Annotated in this window: 12 protein-coding genes; 11 read left to right on the plus strand and 1 reads right to left on the minus strand. The window is 62.6% G+C overall.

Translation table 11 applies throughout. The annotated features are described in order from the left end of the window. Positions 1 to 169 precede the first annotated feature (169 nt). Positions 170 to 628 carry a hypothetical protein gene (locus HG549_RS02490; RefSeq protein ID WP_170027999.1) on the plus strand — a complete coding sequence of 153 codons (459 nt, stop codon included), beginning with the start codon at positions 170 to 172 and terminating at the stop codon, positions 626 to 628. 222 nt (positions 629 to 850) lie between these two features. Here the strand turns inward: HG549_RS02490 and HG549_RS02495 are convergent, their stop codons facing one another. Further along, positions 851 to 2,251, minus strand: a complete 1,401-nt coding sequence (locus HG549_RS02495) for a PLP-dependent aminotransferase family protein (protein WP_170028000.1) — start codon at positions 2,249 to 2,251, stop codon at positions 851 to 853. 413 nt (positions 2,252 to 2,664) lie between these two features. On the opposite strand from HG549_RS02495, the gene HG549_RS02500 reads away from it, so the two are divergent. The 10 genes from HG549_RS02500 (at position 2,665) to tssH (ending at position 15,115) form a co-directional block, all read left to right on the plus strand. After that, entirely contained in the window at positions 2,665 to 3,690 is a 1,026-nt protein-coding gene (locus HG549_RS02500) for a TauD/TfdA family dioxygenase (protein WP_170028001.1), read from the plus strand. A 31-nt stretch (positions 3,691 to 3,721) separates the two neighbouring features. Then, positions 3,722 to 4,507, plus strand: a complete 786-nt coding sequence (locus tag HG549_RS02505; protein ID WP_170028002.1) for a TSUP family transporter — start codon at positions 3,722 to 3,724, stop codon at positions 4,505 to 4,507. Between the two features lie 23 nt (positions 4,508 to 4,530). Then, on the plus strand, positions 4,531 to 5,292 hold the full coding sequence (locus tag HG549_RS02510) for an SDR family NAD(P)-dependent oxidoreductase (RefSeq protein ID WP_170028003.1): 762 nt from the start codon (positions 4,531 to 4,533) through the stop codon (positions 5,290 to 5,292). 331 nt (positions 5,293 to 5,623) lie between these two features. Beyond that, the gene (gene tssA / locus HG549_RS02515) at positions 5,624 to 7,180 is read left to right on the plus strand and encodes a type VI secretion system protein TssA (RefSeq protein WP_170028004.1); all 1,557 of its coding nucleotides are present in this window, start codon (positions 5,624 to 5,626) and stop codon (positions 7,178 to 7,180) included. A 33-nt stretch (positions 7,181 to 7,213) separates the two neighbouring features. Further along, on the plus strand, positions 7,214 to 7,714 hold the full coding sequence (gene tssB / locus HG549_RS02520) for a type VI secretion system contractile sheath small subunit (RefSeq protein ID WP_170028005.1): 501 nt from the start codon (positions 7,214 to 7,216) through the stop codon (positions 7,712 to 7,714). Positions 7,715 to 7,741: 27 nt separating this feature from the next. Continuing rightward, a complete protein-coding gene (tssC, locus tag HG549_RS02525) occupies positions 7,742 to 9,214 on the plus strand; it encodes a type VI secretion system contractile sheath large subunit (RefSeq protein ID WP_170028006.1) in 1,473 nt (490 codons plus the stop codon). A gap of 9 nt (positions 9,215 to 9,223) precedes the next feature. Then, positions 9,224 to 9,640, plus strand: a complete 417-nt coding sequence (tssE, locus tag HG549_RS02530) for a type VI secretion system baseplate subunit TssE (RefSeq protein ID WP_170028007.1) — start codon at positions 9,224 to 9,226, stop codon at positions 9,638 to 9,640. A gap of 85 nt (positions 9,641 to 9,725) precedes the next feature. Continuing rightward, complete coding sequence (gene tssF, locus HG549_RS02535) at positions 9,726 to 11,513, plus strand: type VI secretion system baseplate subunit TssF (protein ID WP_170028008.1); 1,788 nt, start codon at positions 9,726 to 9,728, stop codon at positions 11,511 to 11,513. Beyond that, positions 11,477 to 12,484: a type VI secretion system baseplate subunit TssG gene (gene tssG / locus HG549_RS02540; protein ID WP_170028009.1), complete on the plus strand. Its 1,008-nt coding sequence runs from the start codon at positions 11,477 to 11,479 to the stop codon at positions 12,482 to 12,484. Before tssF ends, tssG begins: the two co-directional genes overlap by 37 nt. Positions 12,485 to 12,490: 6 nt before the next feature. After that, the gene (gene tssH, locus HG549_RS02545) at positions 12,491 to 15,115 is read left to right on the plus strand and encodes a type VI secretion system ATPase TssH (protein ID WP_170028010.1); all 2,625 of its coding nucleotides are present in this window, start codon (positions 12,491 to 12,493) and stop codon (positions 15,113 to 15,115) included. Positions 15,116 to 15,120: the final 5 nt, after the last annotated feature.

The raw sequence follows: 15,120 nt of genomic DNA on the forward strand, positions 1-15,120 counted from the left end.
CAGCTGGAAAGACTAAAAGCCCAAGGCAGTTGCCTTGGGTTTTTTTTCGAGCGAACCCGAGGCTTTAGGAACAGCTAACCTTGAGTATCAGAGATTTCTGAAGTTCTAGTGGCGCGCAGTTTTCGCTGCTTGGATCGCTTAGTATCCACCATTTGTAATGAGGTGGGTCATGCAAAGCGGTGAGGGGGAATGCTTATTAGGTCAAGTAGACCTGAGGTCAGATGCACAAGAGTATACTGTCTCCGGTTTTTCGGAGATGTATGCAGATCATCTTGAGGGACCTGCTGGAGACCCTGCGTTTTACGGCAGGTTACTAATAGTCATTGGTTTCGCAGTGTCGGCGCTGGGCGTTGGTATCAAGTTATGGGGGCCTGAGGTCATCTATTATGATCGGTTTTCAGGCCCTACCCTGTTCCAATACATACAAGCGAACTCCGGTCTCGTTGCAATGGCCGGCGGGTTGATGATGGCACGGGGCGGCAAGCAGCGGAATGAAGGTACTATTTATCCAGAGGATTTTCTTCTGTCTCGTTACAAGTTCGTAACGGAAGAGGGGCGAGATGTTAGCGGCCAGGTTTCCGTACGACACCTGGAAGGAGACAACTTCAATGTGTCTCTCAACTCGTAGTCGGTGAGTATGTCCGGACCTTATTAGTTCAAATCATCTTGGTTTGAATAATGCCTCTTACCCGACGGTCTGCCCGCCGTTCTTTTGGCGGGTACCGTTCTGGGCATTTATTTGGGCGACAAATACAGTTGTGTAACAGTCAGTGCCTGTTGGGGCGGCCTCGTGTCGCGAAAGGGGCGCAAAGCACCCGCAAATGACGCGGCAAGCCCATACCGGTTCAATTCAATAAAACAACCGCGGCTCCGGCGAGTCCAGCAGGCTTGCCAGCTTGGTCAGTGCAAAGCCCAGTTCCTGTCGGCTGGGGGCCATCAAGGCGATACGCACCCCGCAGGTGGCACGGCTGCGTTCTGGCAGGAACTGGCTGCCACTGACTACCGTGACGCCGTTGTTGCGCGCCAGGTTGGCGAATTCGTCGCTGGTCCATGGCTCGGGCAATTCCAGCCAGATGTGGAAGCTGTTGGGTTGGCTGCGGATCTGGTATTTGCCAAGGATCTCCCGGGCCATTTGCTGGCGCGCCGCTGCCTCGTCCTGCTGAACCCGCACCAGTTGGTCGGCCATGCCGCTGTTGATCAGGTTGCTGGCCAGTTGCGCCATCAGTGGCGATGGCATCCAGACGCTGCTGCGGACCATCGACGATAACCGCGAAAGGGTTTGCGGCGGGGCGTACAGGTAACCGATGCGCAGTGCCGGCAGCACACTCTTGGACAGGCTCGTGAGATACACCGAGCGCTCGGGTGCATACGCAGCCAATGGCTGGTAGTCCGCAGCAGGCTCGAGGAAACCATAGATATCGTCATCGACGATGAAAAGGTCGAACTCACGGGCGATCTCGGCGATCGCCTGGCGCCGGGCATGGGGCATGATCGAGTTGGTCGGGTTCTGGTGGGTGGTCACGCACACCAGCAGCGACGGGCGGTGCTCCAGGCAGGCTGCGCGCAATGCCTCGGGAATCAGGCCGTGCTCGTCCATGGCCACGCCGCGCAGGCGACGGCCCATGCTGTGGGCCAGGGAGATGATGCCCGGGTAGCAGAACGACTCGCACAGCACCACATCGTCGCTTTTCGACAGGCTGCTGATGGCCACCAGCAGGCCATGCTGGGCTCCTGAAGTCAGCACCACCTGTTGCCAGCGTGCCTCTGGCAGCCAGCGCTGGATCCAGCTTGCACCGGCTTGCTTGTGGGTGGCGTGGCCGCCCTCGGTGACGTAGTCGAGCACCTGTGCCAGGCCGGGCGACGCGGCCAGTTCGTTGATGGCGCCGCGCAGCCAGTCGGTCATGTGGGCATCGTTGGGCTTGATGATCGAAAGGTCGATCTGGCCACTTTGACGCTCCGCGGGTGCTGGCTGCGGTGCGACGCTTGGTGCCGGGGCAGCGCTTTGCACCGGCCGCTGCGGCAGCACGAAGGTGCCGCGCCCCACTTCGCCTACCACCAGGCCACGCTTGGCGGCTTCGTCGTAGGCTCGGCCGATGGTGCCTGGGGTGACATTCAGGGTCTCGGCCAAGTCCTTGAGTGTCGGCAGGCGCTCGCCGGGCATAAGCCTGCCGCTGCCGATGTCTTGCTCCAAGGCGTCGGCGATCATCAGGTAGACCGGCTGTGCCAGGTCGCTGTAGTGAGGAACCCACATAGAAATGGCACCCAGAAAATGCGATAGCGCGGAAGCCTAGCACGAAAGCCTCAATGGGAGTAATTCTGTTTTTGTGTAGGTAAATTGCACCGATTACGTTGCAGGGGGAGGGCGCGCCCCAGGCAAAGGCGTTGCAGGTCCACCACAGGAAAAAACAGAAACCTTTTGAAATCAATAGCTTGATTGAGTCGATTCAATCGGTCATTTGCTTCTGAAAGAAATAAATTGAATCGAAGATATTTTTGAAATTACAATGATTGAGTCGATGCAATGTGCAGGCACCATGATGGCTCGCCTGCTTGGCCATCGCACAGCTGTGAACGGCTTAACAAAACCACGTCTGAAGCCGCCTCTGCCCGGCTTGGAACGACACCGAACGGCTTCGCGCCTGCTCAATGGAATACCAGTTCGAAATGGAAAGCGCACACCTGCAACAAGGGGCCGAGCCTCAGACCTCCCTCGAGATCCGCCTGCCCTGGGTCATCTCCAGTGCCTGGCAAACGCTGCTGAACAATACCCCGCTCGATTTCGAGGCGAGCAAGGAACTCTATCCGCAACTCAAGGACCAGGCCGAGGACGTGCTGGGCAGCGCGCTTTGCCAACAGATCCGCAGTTTCGTCGAAACACCGCACCTCACCAGCATGATCGTGCGCAACTGCCCACGGGACCGTGATATTCCACCCACGCCCTATTCGGGGGTGCTCAGTCCGCGCAGCACACCTATCGCCTGCCTGGTCAGCCTGACCATGCAGAGCCTGATGGGGATCCACCCGGTCGTCTACGAGGGAGAGAATGACGGCCGTCTGTTTCGCCATGTCATTCCATCGCGCAGCTCGTCCAGCCACAAGAGTTCACATGGCTCGCGCCTGCGCTTTTCCTACCATGTGGACAACCCGGACCTGCCGCTCTCCAGCGAACCTCTCGGTACCGCGTCCTGCTGCCCGGAGTACCTGTCCTTCTTCGGCATGCGCTGCGACCCGCGCATCAGCACCACCCTGGTCAACCTCGATGCGGTGATCGCCGCGCTGTCGCCATCGACGGTGCGTGAGCTTTGCCTGCCGCAGTTCGAAATCCGCCGCCCGGACTCATTTGCCAGCAACCGTCGTCGTACGGCCGAACTGCCGGTGCTGGCGCGTGGCCACACAGGGGAGTGGTTGTGCCGCTTCGACAGCGAGAACACCCACGGCCTCAACCTGCGCGCCGAGCAGGCCTTGGGCAACCTGCGCAGCGTGCTGGAAAGCCGCCGCTTCGATGAGCCGCACCTGCTGCTGCCAGGCGATTTCATGGTGTTCAAGAACCAGCGCGTGCTGCACGCCCGCGATGGCTTCGAGCCGCAGAACGACGGTGCCGACCGCTGGTTGTTGCGCGTGTTCGCGGTCAACGACCTGAGCCGCGTGCATTTCGCCCGGGCCGACCATCTCTACGAAGTTCTCTCCTGATCCCTTTTACTGACTCGATGGAAGTATTGCTATGGAACTGTTAGGCGCTTTCTGGGCGGAACACTGGTTACTCGCCATCCTCATGCTCGGCGCAATCGCCTTTGTCGCGGGCTTCGTCGACAGCATCGCCGGGGGCGGCGGGTTGTTCCTGGTGCCGGGCTTCCTGCTGGTCGGCATGCCACCGCAAGTGGCCCTCGGCCAGGAAAAACTGGTGAGTACCCTCGGCACATTGGCTGCTATCCGCAACTTCCTGGCCAACAGCAGGATGGTCTGGCAGGTGGCGCTGGTCGGCGTGCCGTTCTCGCTGCTCGGAGCCTACCTGGGGGCGCACCTGATCGTGTCGATCTCCCAGGAGACCGTAGGCAAGATCATCCTGGCGCTGATTCCGTTCGGCATCCTCATCTTCCTCACACCGAAGGATCGCCCAGTCGAGGAGCGCGAGCTGTCGTCGCGCATGCTGTTCACCGTGGTCCCGCTGACCTGCCTGGCCATCGGTTTCTATGACGGCTTCTTCGGCCCTGGTACCGGCAGCATGTTCATCATCGCCTTCCATTACCTGCTGCGCATGGACCTGGTTTCCAGCTCGGCCAACTCCAAGACCTTCAACTTCGCGTCCAACATCGGTGCGCTGGTGGCCTTTGTCATGGCCGGCAAGGTTGTCTACCTGCTGGCGCTACCACTGGTGGCCTGCAACATCCTGGGTAATCACCTGGGCAGTGCACTGGCCCTGCGCAAGGGGAACGAAGTGGTGCGCAAGGCGCTGGTGTTCTCGATGCTCTGCCTGTTCACCAGCCTCGGCGTGAAGTACCTGGCCTGACCCATCCCATTAGGAGACAACTGATGAAAACCGCATTCGTAACCGGCGCTTCCGCAGGCTTTGGCCGTGCCATCTGCCGCACGCTGGTCGGCAAGGGCTATCGCGTGATCGGCGGTGCCCGGCGCATGGATAAATTGCAGTCGCTGGAAGCCGAACTGGGGGTCAACTTCATCCCGCTGGCGCTTGACGTCACCGACCCTGCCTCGATCGCGGCCGCGATGGCGCAGATTCAGGACGCATCGCTGCACATCGACCTGCTGGTCAACAACGCCGGGCTGGCGCTGGGCGTAGACCGTGCCCAGGCCAGCAGTGCGGAAAACTGGCAGCGCATGATCGACACCAACATCACCGGCCTGGCCATGGTCACGCACAAAATCCTGCCGCAGATGGTCGAGGCCGACAGTGGCATGATCATCAACATCGGTTCCATCGCCGGCACCTATCCCTACCCAGGCGGTAACGTCTATGGCGCCAGCAAGGCCTTCGTCCGCCAGTTCAGCCTCAACCTGCGTGCCGACCTGGCCGGTACCCGGGTGCGGGTGAGCAACATCGAGCCGGGGCTGTGCTCGGGCACTGATTTCTCGGTGGTGCGCCTCAATGGTGACCTGGAGGCCGTGCAGGCCCTGTACCGTGACGTACAGGCCATTCTGCCCGAGGACATTGCCGCCACGGTGGCATGGATTGCCGAGCAACCGGGGCATGTGAACATCAATACCGTCGAGATCATGCCAGTGGCCCAGAGCAGCGCCGCGCTGAATGTGGTGCGCAACCTGCCGCACTGTTGATGGCATCCAGGCAACTTAAATGTCGAGCTGAAGTTGCTCGACATATAAGGAAGATCAACTTGTGAATTATCCAAATTTAAAGCAGATATTGAAAGCGCAAGGTGCCGTTTCAATTACTAAGGGTAAACATTAGCGGCATCGGGGAAACCCTTAGGCATCCATTAATCTCTTGGTTTTCACCTGTATGGCTGATTGCAAATGGCTATTGGTGGCATTAGGCTATTAATGTGTTTTATTAGCCGCTCACCGGATTGTGAGCTGAGTAGAAAGAACTTTCAGGTTCAGGCATCTGAGTAGCCAGTTTCCTGCAAGTTTAAACTGAGAGAAATGGATGTCTTACGCTGCGAAACTGATTGCGCGCTATCTTGACCTGGGCAAGAGTGCCGTCTCGCCTGGTTCATTCGGCGGTCAGGACGTACGTTTTTCCACAGAGTTCGAAGCCCTCGAAGGCGAGCTCAGCCGCGCCCAGTCGATCCATGCCAGCGGCCAGCTGGACTGGCTGAAGATCCTCGAGAACAGTGAAGCGCTGCTGCGCGACCAGTCCAAGGACCTGCGCGTGGCTTCCTGGCTCACCTGGGCGCTGTTTCAGCGTGAGTCCTATGCCGGCCTCCTGGCAGGTATCAGCCTGCTTCGCGAACTGTGCGAGCACCATTGGGACGATATCCACCCCGCCAAGCCCCGTACCCGCGCCGCCGCCATTGGCTGGTTGGTGCCGCGCCTCGAACAAGCGCTGGGCACCGACATTGCTATCAAGGAGCAGCTGCCGCTGTTCCAGCAGATGGTCGAGCAACTCGGCGAGCTTGAAACATCGCTGTCGGCCCGGCTGGGCGATGATGCGCCGCTGCTGTTGCCGATCTGCCGATCGTTGAAGGGCCAGGTCCAGCGCTCGGCCAGCAACGAACCACAGCCCGGCGCGGTGGGTGCCATTGTTGCCCAGGTCAAGCAGGCGGCGACTCAGCTGTTCACCCCGGGCGAACCGGTGGAGAACGAAAAGGACGCTAGCAAGGCCTTGCGCGCCCAACAGGAGCAAGGCCGCCAGCTGTGCATCTGGTGGCAGCGGCAGAAAGCCACCGACCTGCGTGCATTGCGCCTGAACCGCACGCTGCTGTGGCTACCCATCGAGGCGATGCCCGAGCGCAACGCCGAAAACGTCACCGCGTTGCGCGGCCTGCCTGCCGACAAGCTCAAGAGCTACAACGAGCGGTTCGAACAGGGGCACTACGCAGACCTGTTGGTGGAACTGGAGAACAGCGTGGCCAAGGCCCCGTTCTGGTTCGATGGCCAGCGTATGGTCTGGGAGTGCTGCCAGGCCCTGAACGTCGAGGCTGGCATGCGCGAGGTGGAGATGAACTTCGCCTCATTGCTGCAACGCTTGCCCGGCGTCATCGAGCTGAAGTTCCACGACGGTACGCCCTTCGCCGACCCCCAGACTCGCGCCTGGATCGCCGCCCAGGTCATGCCCCATCTGCAAACCGCTGTGGCCCAGCCCGTGGCCGAGCCAGGCATGCGCCAGGCGCCCTGGGAAGAGGCTTTGGACGCAGTGCTGCCAATCCTGCGCAAGGATGGCCTCAAGAGTGCGGTTCAGAATCTCAAGCAGCAGATGCAGGGCGCGCATGGAGGGCGTGAGCGTTTTTTCTGGCAATTGAGCCAGGCGCGTCTCTGCTACACGGCCAAGAAGTACGAGCTGGCCAAGACCCAGCTCGAAGCCCTCGACCAGCAACTGAGCCAGTCCGGCCTGGATGCCTGGGAGCCCGAGCTGTCGCTGCAGGTGCTGCACCTGCTGCACACCTGTTGCGAGCTGCTGCCGCAGAACCATGTGGTGCGCGAACGCAAGGACGAGATCTACCGCCGACTGTGCCATCTCGATCTCGAAGTCGTACTCGAATAGGCCCAAGGGCCATAACCCTCAAGGAGAAAACCAATGGCCAAAGAAGGCTCGGTAGCACCCAAGGAACGCATCAACGTCACCTTCAAACCCGCCACCGGTGGGGCTCAGGAAGAGATTGAACTGCCGTTGAAACTACTGGCGATCGGTGACTACACGCTGCGCGCCGACGATCGCAAGATCGAAGACCGCAAGCCGATCAGCATCGACAAAATGAACTTCGACGAGGTACTGGCCAAACAGGAACTGAGCATGACCCTGGCCGTGCCCAACCGCCTGCAGGAAGGCACTGAAGGTGAAGAGCTGGCGGTCAGCCTGCGCGTCAACACCATGAAGGACTTCAACCCGGCCAGCCTGGTCGAGCAGGTGCCTGAGCTCAAGAAGCTGATGGAGCTGCGTGAAGCGCTGGTCGCCCTCAAGGGCCCGCTGGGCAATGCCCCGGCGTTCCGCAAGGCCATCGAGGGCGTGCTGGCTGACAGTGAGTCGCGCGAGCGTGTGCTCGGTGAGCTTGGCCTGAACGCCCAGCCAGACGCCTGAATCCCCTAGTCAAGGAAGCTAATTGCCATGAGCACCGCCGCACAACAACAGAGCGCCGAGAACAGCGAATTCAGCATTCTCGACAGTATCATTGCCGAAACCCGCCTGACGCCGGACGACGAAGCCTACGACATTGCCAAGCGCGGCGTGTCGGCCTTCATCGAAGAGTTGCTCAAGCCGCAGAACGACGGGGAGCCGGTCAAGAAGGCGCTGGTCGATCGCATGATCGCCGAGATCGACGCCAAGCTCAGCCGCCAGATGGACGAGATCCTCCACCACCCGGACTTCCAGGCCATGGAATCGGCCTGGCGAGGCCTGCAGCTGCTGGTCGATCGCACCAACTTCCGCGAGAACATCAAGATCGAGATTCTCAACGTCTCCAAGCAGGACCTGCTGGACGACTTCGAAGACTCGCCGGAAGTGATGCAGGCCGGCCTGTACAAGCACATCTACACCGCCGAGTACGGCCAGTTCGGTGGCCAGCCGGTCGGCGCAGTCATTGCCAACTACTACCTGTCGCCGAGCTCGCCGGACGTCAAGCTGATGCAGTACGTCTCCAGCGTCGCCTGCATGGCCCACGCACCGTTCATTGCGGCTGCCGGCCCGAAATTCTTCGGCCTGGAAAGCTTCACTGGCCTGCCGGACCTCAAGGACCTGAAGGATCACTTCGAAGGGCCGCAGTTCACCAAGTGGCAGAGCTTCCGTGAGTCCGAGGACGCCCGCTACATCGGCCTGACCGTACCGCGCTTCCTGCTGCGCAACCCGTACGATCCGGAAGAAAACCCGGTCAAGTCGTTCGTCTACAAGGAAACCGTGGCCAACAGTCACGAGCACTACCTGTGGGGCAACACCGCATATGCCTTCGGTACCAAACTGACCGACAGCTTCGCCAAGTTCCGCTGGTGCCCGAACATCATCGGCCCGCAGAGCGGTGGCGCGGTGGAAGACCTGCCGCTGCACCACTTCGAGAGCATGGGCGAGATCGAGACCAAGATCCCGACCGAAGTGCTGGTGTCGGACCGTCGCGAATACGAGCTGGCCGAGGAGGGCTTCATCGCCCTGACCATGCGCAAGGGCAGCGACAACGCGGCGTTCTTCTCGGCCAACTCGGCACAGAAGCCGAAGTTCTTCGGCATCAGTGCCGAAGGCAAGACCGCCGAGCTGAACTACAAGCTGGGCACCCAGCTGCCGTACATGATGATCGTCAACCGCCTGGCCCACTACATCAAGGTCCTGCAGCGCGAGCAGCTGGGCTCCTGGAAGGAACGCACCGACCTGGAGCTGGAGCTGAACAAGTGGATCCGCCAGTACGTGGCCGACCAGGAGAACCCGAGCGCCGAAGTGCGTGGCCGTCGCCCCCTGCGCGCCGCCCAGGTGATCGTCAGCGATGTGGAAGGTGAGCCGGGCTGGTACCGCGTCAGCCTGAACGTGCGTCCGCACTTCAAGTACATGGGCGCCGATTTCACCCTGTCGCTGGTCGGCAAGCTGGACAAGGAGTAAGCGTCGATGATGGGTGGCTACGGAAGCCTGTTCGAACGCTTGAGCGGCGAGTCCGACCAGCGTGCCAACTGGCGGCGTGAAGACGCCGCGATGGCTTCCGTGGCTGCTCATCTGGCGAAGATGCTCAGCACCCGGGCCGGCAGCGTGCAAACGCTTGCCGACTACGGGTTGCCGGACCTCAACGACATGCGCCTGAGTCTTCATGATGCGCTCAGCCAGGCCCGTCGGGCCATTGAGCACTTCATTGAGGCCTACGAGCCGCGCCTGTCCGATGTCCGGGTGATTTCCAGGCCGCGTGGTCACGATCAGCTCAAGCTGGCTTTCAGTATCGAAGGCCAGCTTGAGGTGGACGGCATCAGGCGCTCTGTCAGTTTTGCCGCGCGCCTGGATGGCAGCGGGCAAGTCAGTGTCAGTCAAGGAGACTAACGATGTCGCGCCTCCCATAGCCCTGGATTACCCGAACCCTGCGTCACTGGCGGTACTCGAGATCTGAATTCAGGCGGAACGACGGATGTCCTTCAACTACTACTACCAAAGCGAGCTGACAGCGCTGCGCCAGCTAGGGCGGCGCTTTGCCGAGCGCAGCCCGGCGCTGGCGCCATTCCTCGGCCAGGCTGGGCGCGACCCGGACGTCGAGCGCCTGCTCGAGGGCTTTGCCTTCCTCACCGGCCGCCTTCGGCAGAAGCTTGATGACGAGCTGCCCGAGCTCACCCACTCGTTGATGCACCTGCTGTGGCCTAACTACATGCGCCCGCTACCGGCCTTCAGCATCCTCCAGTTCGACCCGCTGCGCCAGGCCGGGCCGGCCCTGCGGGTGGCGCGTGACACACCGGTGGAAGGCAAGCCGATCGATGGCGTCCGCTGCCGCTTTCGCACCTGCTACCCGACCGATGTGCTGCCCCTGCGCCTTAGCGCGCTGAACTACTCGCTCAATGGCCAGGGCGCGCTGCTGAGCTTGCGCCTGGAGATGAACTGCGACGGCAACCTCGGCGACGTGAAGCTCGCCAGGCTGCGCCTGCACCTGGCCGGCGAGCGCTACATCAGCCAGATGCTCTACCTGAGCCTGCTGCGCAGCCTGGCCGGGGTCGAGCTGATGCCGCTGGACAGCCACGGCAAGCCGATGCTCAACGTCAAGGGCGAGCCGCTGCTGCTGCGCGCGCCAGCGACCAAGGTGCACCCAGTGGGCTTCGCCGAGGAAGAAGCGCTGGTTCCCTATCCGCTGAACACGTTCCGTGGCTACCGCTTCCTGCAGGAGTACTTCGCCTTCCAGGACAAGTTCCTGTTTGTCGACGTCAGTGGCCTGGAGGTGCTGCAGAGCCTGCCGGAGGAAACCCTCAAGCAAGTGCACGGCGTCGAGCTGCGTTTCGACATCCGCCGTGGCGAGGCCCAGCGGCTGCGCCCGACCCTGGACAACGTCAAGCTGTACTGCACGCCGATCACCAACCTGTTCAAGCATGATGCGCTGCCGATTCGCCTGGACGGCAAGCAGGACGAGTACCTGCTGCTCCCGGCAGAACTCGACCCCGAGCACTGCGGGGTGTTCTCGGTCGACGGCGTGACCGGTTGGAGCCCGGGCGGGCTGGGTTACCAGAATTACGTGCCGTTCGAGTCGTTCGAACACGACGCCAGCTTCGACGTGCCGGAGAATCGCCCGCACTACAGCATCCGCCAGCGTTCCTCGCTGTTGCACGACGGCCTGGACACCTACCTGAGCTTTGGCGTGCACCAGGCCGAGTCGCACGAGACGCTGTCGATCGAGCTGACCTGCACCAACCAGAACCTGCCGCGCCGGCTCAAGCTCGGCGACATCTGCATGCTCAGCGAGGAGACGCCCGAGTTTCTCTCCTTCCGCAACATCACGCCGGTCACCGCCAGCTACGCGCCGCCGCTGAACCGCGACTTCCTGTGGAAGCTGATCAGCAACATGTCGCTGAACTACCTGTCGCTGGCCGACGTCGACGCGCTCAAGGTGATCCTCGAAACCTACGACCTGCCGCGCTACTACGACCAGCACGCGGAAAAGGTCAGCCGACGCCTGCTTGGCGGGCTCAAGTCGATCCGCCACCAGCATGTCGACCGCCTGCACCGCGGCTTGCCGCTGCGCGGTCTGCGCACCGAGCTGACCATTGATCCGGAGGGCTACATTGGCGAGGGCGACCTGTTCGTCTTCGCCTCGGTGCTCAATGAGTTCTTCGCGCTCTACGCCAGCCTCAACTCGTACCACGAGTTGCGGGTGAAAAGCACACAGGGGGAGGTGTACCAATGGACACCACGCATGGGCCTGCAACCGCTGCTGTAAGCCGGCTGAGCCGGAGCATCCGCGAGTACTCGCTATTCCAGGCCGTGCTGCTGGTGCTGGAGCAGCTGCGCGAGGCCTATCCATACCTGGAGGACGAGGAACTCTATGACTTGGTGGAGTTCCAGGCCAACCCCAGCCTGGGTTTTCCCGGCAGCGACGTCGACCGCATCGAGTTCTTCCATGAGCATGGTCGGCTGCGCGCGCGCATGCGCTTCAACCTGATCGGCCTGGTCGGCTCCAGCTCGCCGCTGCCGGCGTTCTATGGCGAGCAGGCGCTGGGCGACAACGAGGATGGCAACCCCACGCGGATGTTCCTCGACCTGTTCCACCACCGCCTGCAACGCCTGTTGCTACCGATCTGGCGCAAGTACCGCTACCGCGCCAGTTTCGAGAGCGGCGCCCTGGATGGATTCTCGTCGCACCTGTTCGCCCTGATCGGTCTGGGCGGCGACCAGATTCGCCATGCCAAGGAACTGAACTGGAAGCGACTGCTGCCGTACCTGGGTGTGCTCAGCCTGCGTGCCCACTCGGCAGCGCTGATCGAGGCCGTGCTGCGCTACTACTTCAAGCACGCCGACCTGGTCATCGAGCAATGCCTGGAGCGGCGCGTGGACATCCTCGAGGAACAGTGCAACCGCCTGGGCCTGGCCAATAGCCTGCTGGGCGAGGACGCCGTGCTCGGCGAGCGCGTGCGCGACCGCAGCGGCAAGTTCCGCATCCACATCACCGAACTGGACTGGCAGCGCTTTCACGAATTCCTGCCGATCGGCTTCGGCTACCAACCGCTGTGCGCGCTGACGCGCTTCACCCTGCGCGACCCACTCGACTACGACATCCGCCTGGAGCTGCGCCGCGAAGAAATCCGCGAGCTGCGTATCGGTGAACAGAATGTCTGCCACCTGGGCTGGACCAGTTGGCTGGGTCGCGAACGCGCCGATGGCGTGGTGACCCTGGGAAGCAAAATTCATTAAGGACCAATGGCCATGATCAACGTAGACCTGCAACAACTCGTCCAGGCCCTGGACGCCGACAGCCGCCGTGACCTGGAGCGCTCCGCCGAGCGCTGCGTGGCCCGTGGTGGCAGCAAGGTGCTGGTGGAGGACCTGCTGCTGGGGTTGCTCGAACGCAGCGACAGCCTGTTGCAGCGTGCCCTGCAGGATGCCGCGGTCGACGCCGGCGAGTTTCGCTCCGCGCTGCAGCCAAATGTCGAGCACAGCGCAACTCGCAACCCGGTGTTTGCGACAGAGCTGGTGCAATGGCTGCAGGATGCGTTGCTGGTCTCCAACCTCGAACTGGGCCAGAGCCAGGTCGACCAGGCCGCATTGATCCTCGGCCTGCTGCGCAACCCACTGCGCTATGCTGGCAGCCGCTACCACAAGCTGCTGGCCGGCCTGGATATCGAACGCCTAAAAGGCTACGCGCTGTCGCAATCGCCAGCTGCGCCGAAGGCTGCCGGCGCGCCCCAGGGCGAGTCGATGCTGCAGCGCTTCACCCACAACCTCACGCAGCAGGCCCGCGACGGCAAACTCGACCCGGTACTGTGCCGCGATGCGTCGATCCGGCAGATGATCGATATCCTGGCCCGGCGCCGCAAGAACAACCCGATCGTGGTCGGCGAGGCGGGCGTGGGCAAGACCGCCGTGGTCGAAGGCCTGGCTGCACGCATCGTCGCCGGCGAAGTGCCGCCGGCCCTGCAAGGCATCGACCTGCTGGCTCTGGACATGGGCCTGCTGCAGGCCGGGGCCAGCGTCAAGGGCGAGTTCGAACGACGCCTCAAGGGCGTCATCGATGAGGTCAAGGCCGCACCGCGCCCGGTCATCCTGTTCATCGACGAAGCCCATACGCTAATCGGCGCGGGCGGCACCGCCGGTGGCTCGGATGCCGCCAACCTGCTCAAGCCGGCGCTGGCGCGAGGCGAACTGCGCACCATTGCCGCAACCACCTGGGCCGAATACAAGAAATACTTCGAGAAGGACCCGGCCCTTGCCCGTCGCTTCCAGCCGGTGCAACTGCATGAACCGACCGTAGCGGAGGCAGTGACCATCCTGCGTGGCCTGGCCCAGCTCTACGAGAAGAGCCACGGCATCTACCTGCGCGACGACGCGGTAGTCGCCGCTGCCGAGCTGTCGGCGCGTTACCTGACCGGCCGGCAATTGCCCGACAAGGCCGTCGACGTGCTCGACACTGCCTGCGCCCGCGTGCGCATCAGCCTGGCTGCGGCGCCGGATGCCCTCGAGCGCTTGCGTGCCGAACTGGCCGAGGGGGAACGCCAGCGCAACGCCCTGCAGCGCGATGCTGTGGCGGGGCTGCCAATCGATCAGGAAGCCTTCGAGCGCCTGGAGCAGCGCCTGGCCGAAGCCCGGCAACAGGAGGCCCAACTGGCCGCGCGCTGGGCCCGTCAGCGCGAGCTGGCCGAACAGGTGCTGGAGCTGCGCCAGCAGGTCGCCAATGCCCCCATCGAGGCGCCAGCGCAAGGCGATGTGGAGGAGGGCGAGGAAGCCGTGGTCGGCGAGAGCCGCGAACAGCTCCAGCAGCGCCTGGCCGAAACCCATCAAGCCTTGCTCGATGCGCAAGCCGCAGAGCGCCTGGTCAGTGCTGAAGTGTGCCCGCGCCTGGTGGCTGAGGTAATCAGCGCCTGGACGGGTGTCCCCCTGAGCCAGCTGGCACGTGAACACAATGCCAAGGTGATCAGCTTCGCCGACGACCTGCGCGCCCGCATCCGCGGCCAGGAACAGGCCGTGCACGCGCTGAACCGCGCCATGCGCGCCACGGCGGCCGGCCTGAACAAGCCCGATGCGCCGGTCGGGGTATTCCTGTTGGTCGGCCCCAGCGGCGTCGGCAAGACCGAAACCGCGCTGGCGCTGGCCGACCTGCTGTACGGCGGCGACCGCTTTATCACCACCATCAACATGTCCGAGTTCCAGGAGAAGCACACCGTCTCGCGCCTGATCGGCGCGCCGCCCGGCTACGTTGGTTATGGCGAGGGCGGCATGCTCACCGAGGCGGTGCGCCAGAAGCCCTACTCGGTGGTATTGCTGGACGAGGTGGAGAAGGCCGATCCGGACGTGCTCAACCTGTTCTACCAGATCTTCGACAAGGGCGTGGCCAACGATGGCGAAGGGCGCCAGATCGATTTTCGCAACACCCTGATCCTGATGACCTCGAACCTGGCCAGCGAGCAGATCAGCGCGCTTTGTGAAAACGGCGAGCGGCCTGATGCCGATTTGCTCGAACAGCACATCCGGCCGGTGCTCAGCCGTCACTTCAAGCCGGCGCTGCTGGCGCGCATGCGCGTGGTGCCGTACTACCCGGTGGGCGGCCCGGTGCTGCGCGAGCTGATCGAGATCAAGCTGGGTCGCCTGGGCGAGCGCCTGCAGCGTCGACAACTGGCGTTCAGCCACTGCCAGGCGCTGGTGGACCACCTGGCCGAGCGTTGCCGCCAGAGCGAAAGTGGCGCGCGCCTGATCGACCACCTGATCGACACCCATGTGTTGCCCAAGGTGGCCGACCGCCTGCTCGACGCCATGGCCAGTGGCGAGGCGATCAGCCGCGTGCACGCCACCCTCGATGGGGATGCCGGCGTGATCTGCGAGTTTGCCTGAGGTGG

Source organism: Pseudomonas sp. SK (assembly GCF_012975065.1).
Taxonomy (GTDB): Bacteria; Pseudomonadota; Gammaproteobacteria; order Pseudomonadales; family Pseudomonadaceae; genus Aquipseudomonas; species Aquipseudomonas anuradhapurensis.

Coding starts and splice junctions, on each gene's coding strand:
- HG549_RS02490 (WP_170027999.1), top strand. CDS start 170: ATGCAAAGCGGTGAGGGGGAATGCTTATTAGGTCAAGTAGACCTGAGG.
- HG549_RS02495 (WP_170028000.1), bottom strand. CDS start 2,251: ATGTGGGTTCCTCACTACAGCGACCTGGCACAGCCGGTCTACCTGATG.
- HG549_RS02500 (WP_170028001.1), top strand. CDS start 2,665: ATGGAAAGCGCACACCTGCAACAAGGGGCCGAGCCTCAGACCTCCCTC.
- HG549_RS02505 (WP_170028002.1), top strand. CDS start 3,722: ATGGAACTGTTAGGCGCTTTCTGGGCGGAACACTGGTTACTCGCCATC.
- HG549_RS02510 (WP_170028003.1), top strand. CDS start 4,531: ATGAAAACCGCATTCGTAACCGGCGCTTCCGCAGGCTTTGGCCGTGCC.
- tssA (WP_170028004.1), top strand. CDS start 5,624: ATGTCTTACGCTGCGAAACTGATTGCGCGCTATCTTGACCTGGGCAAG.
- tssB (WP_170028005.1), top strand. CDS start 7,214: ATGGCCAAAGAAGGCTCGGTAGCACCCAAGGAACGCATCAACGTCACC.
- tssC (WP_170028006.1), top strand. CDS start 7,742: ATGAGCACCGCCGCACAACAACAGAGCGCCGAGAACAGCGAATTCAGC.
- tssE (WP_170028007.1), top strand. CDS start 9,224: ATGGGTGGCTACGGAAGCCTGTTCGAACGCTTGAGCGGCGAGTCCGAC.
- tssF (WP_170028008.1), top strand. CDS start 9,726: ATGTCCTTCAACTACTACTACCAAAGCGAGCTGACAGCGCTGCGCCAG.
- tssG (WP_170028009.1), top strand. CDS start 11,477: ATGGACACCACGCATGGGCCTGCAACCGCTGCTGTAAGCCGGCTGAGC.
- tssH (WP_170028010.1), top strand. CDS start 12,491: ATGGCCATGATCAACGTAGACCTGCAACAACTCGTCCAGGCCCTGGAC.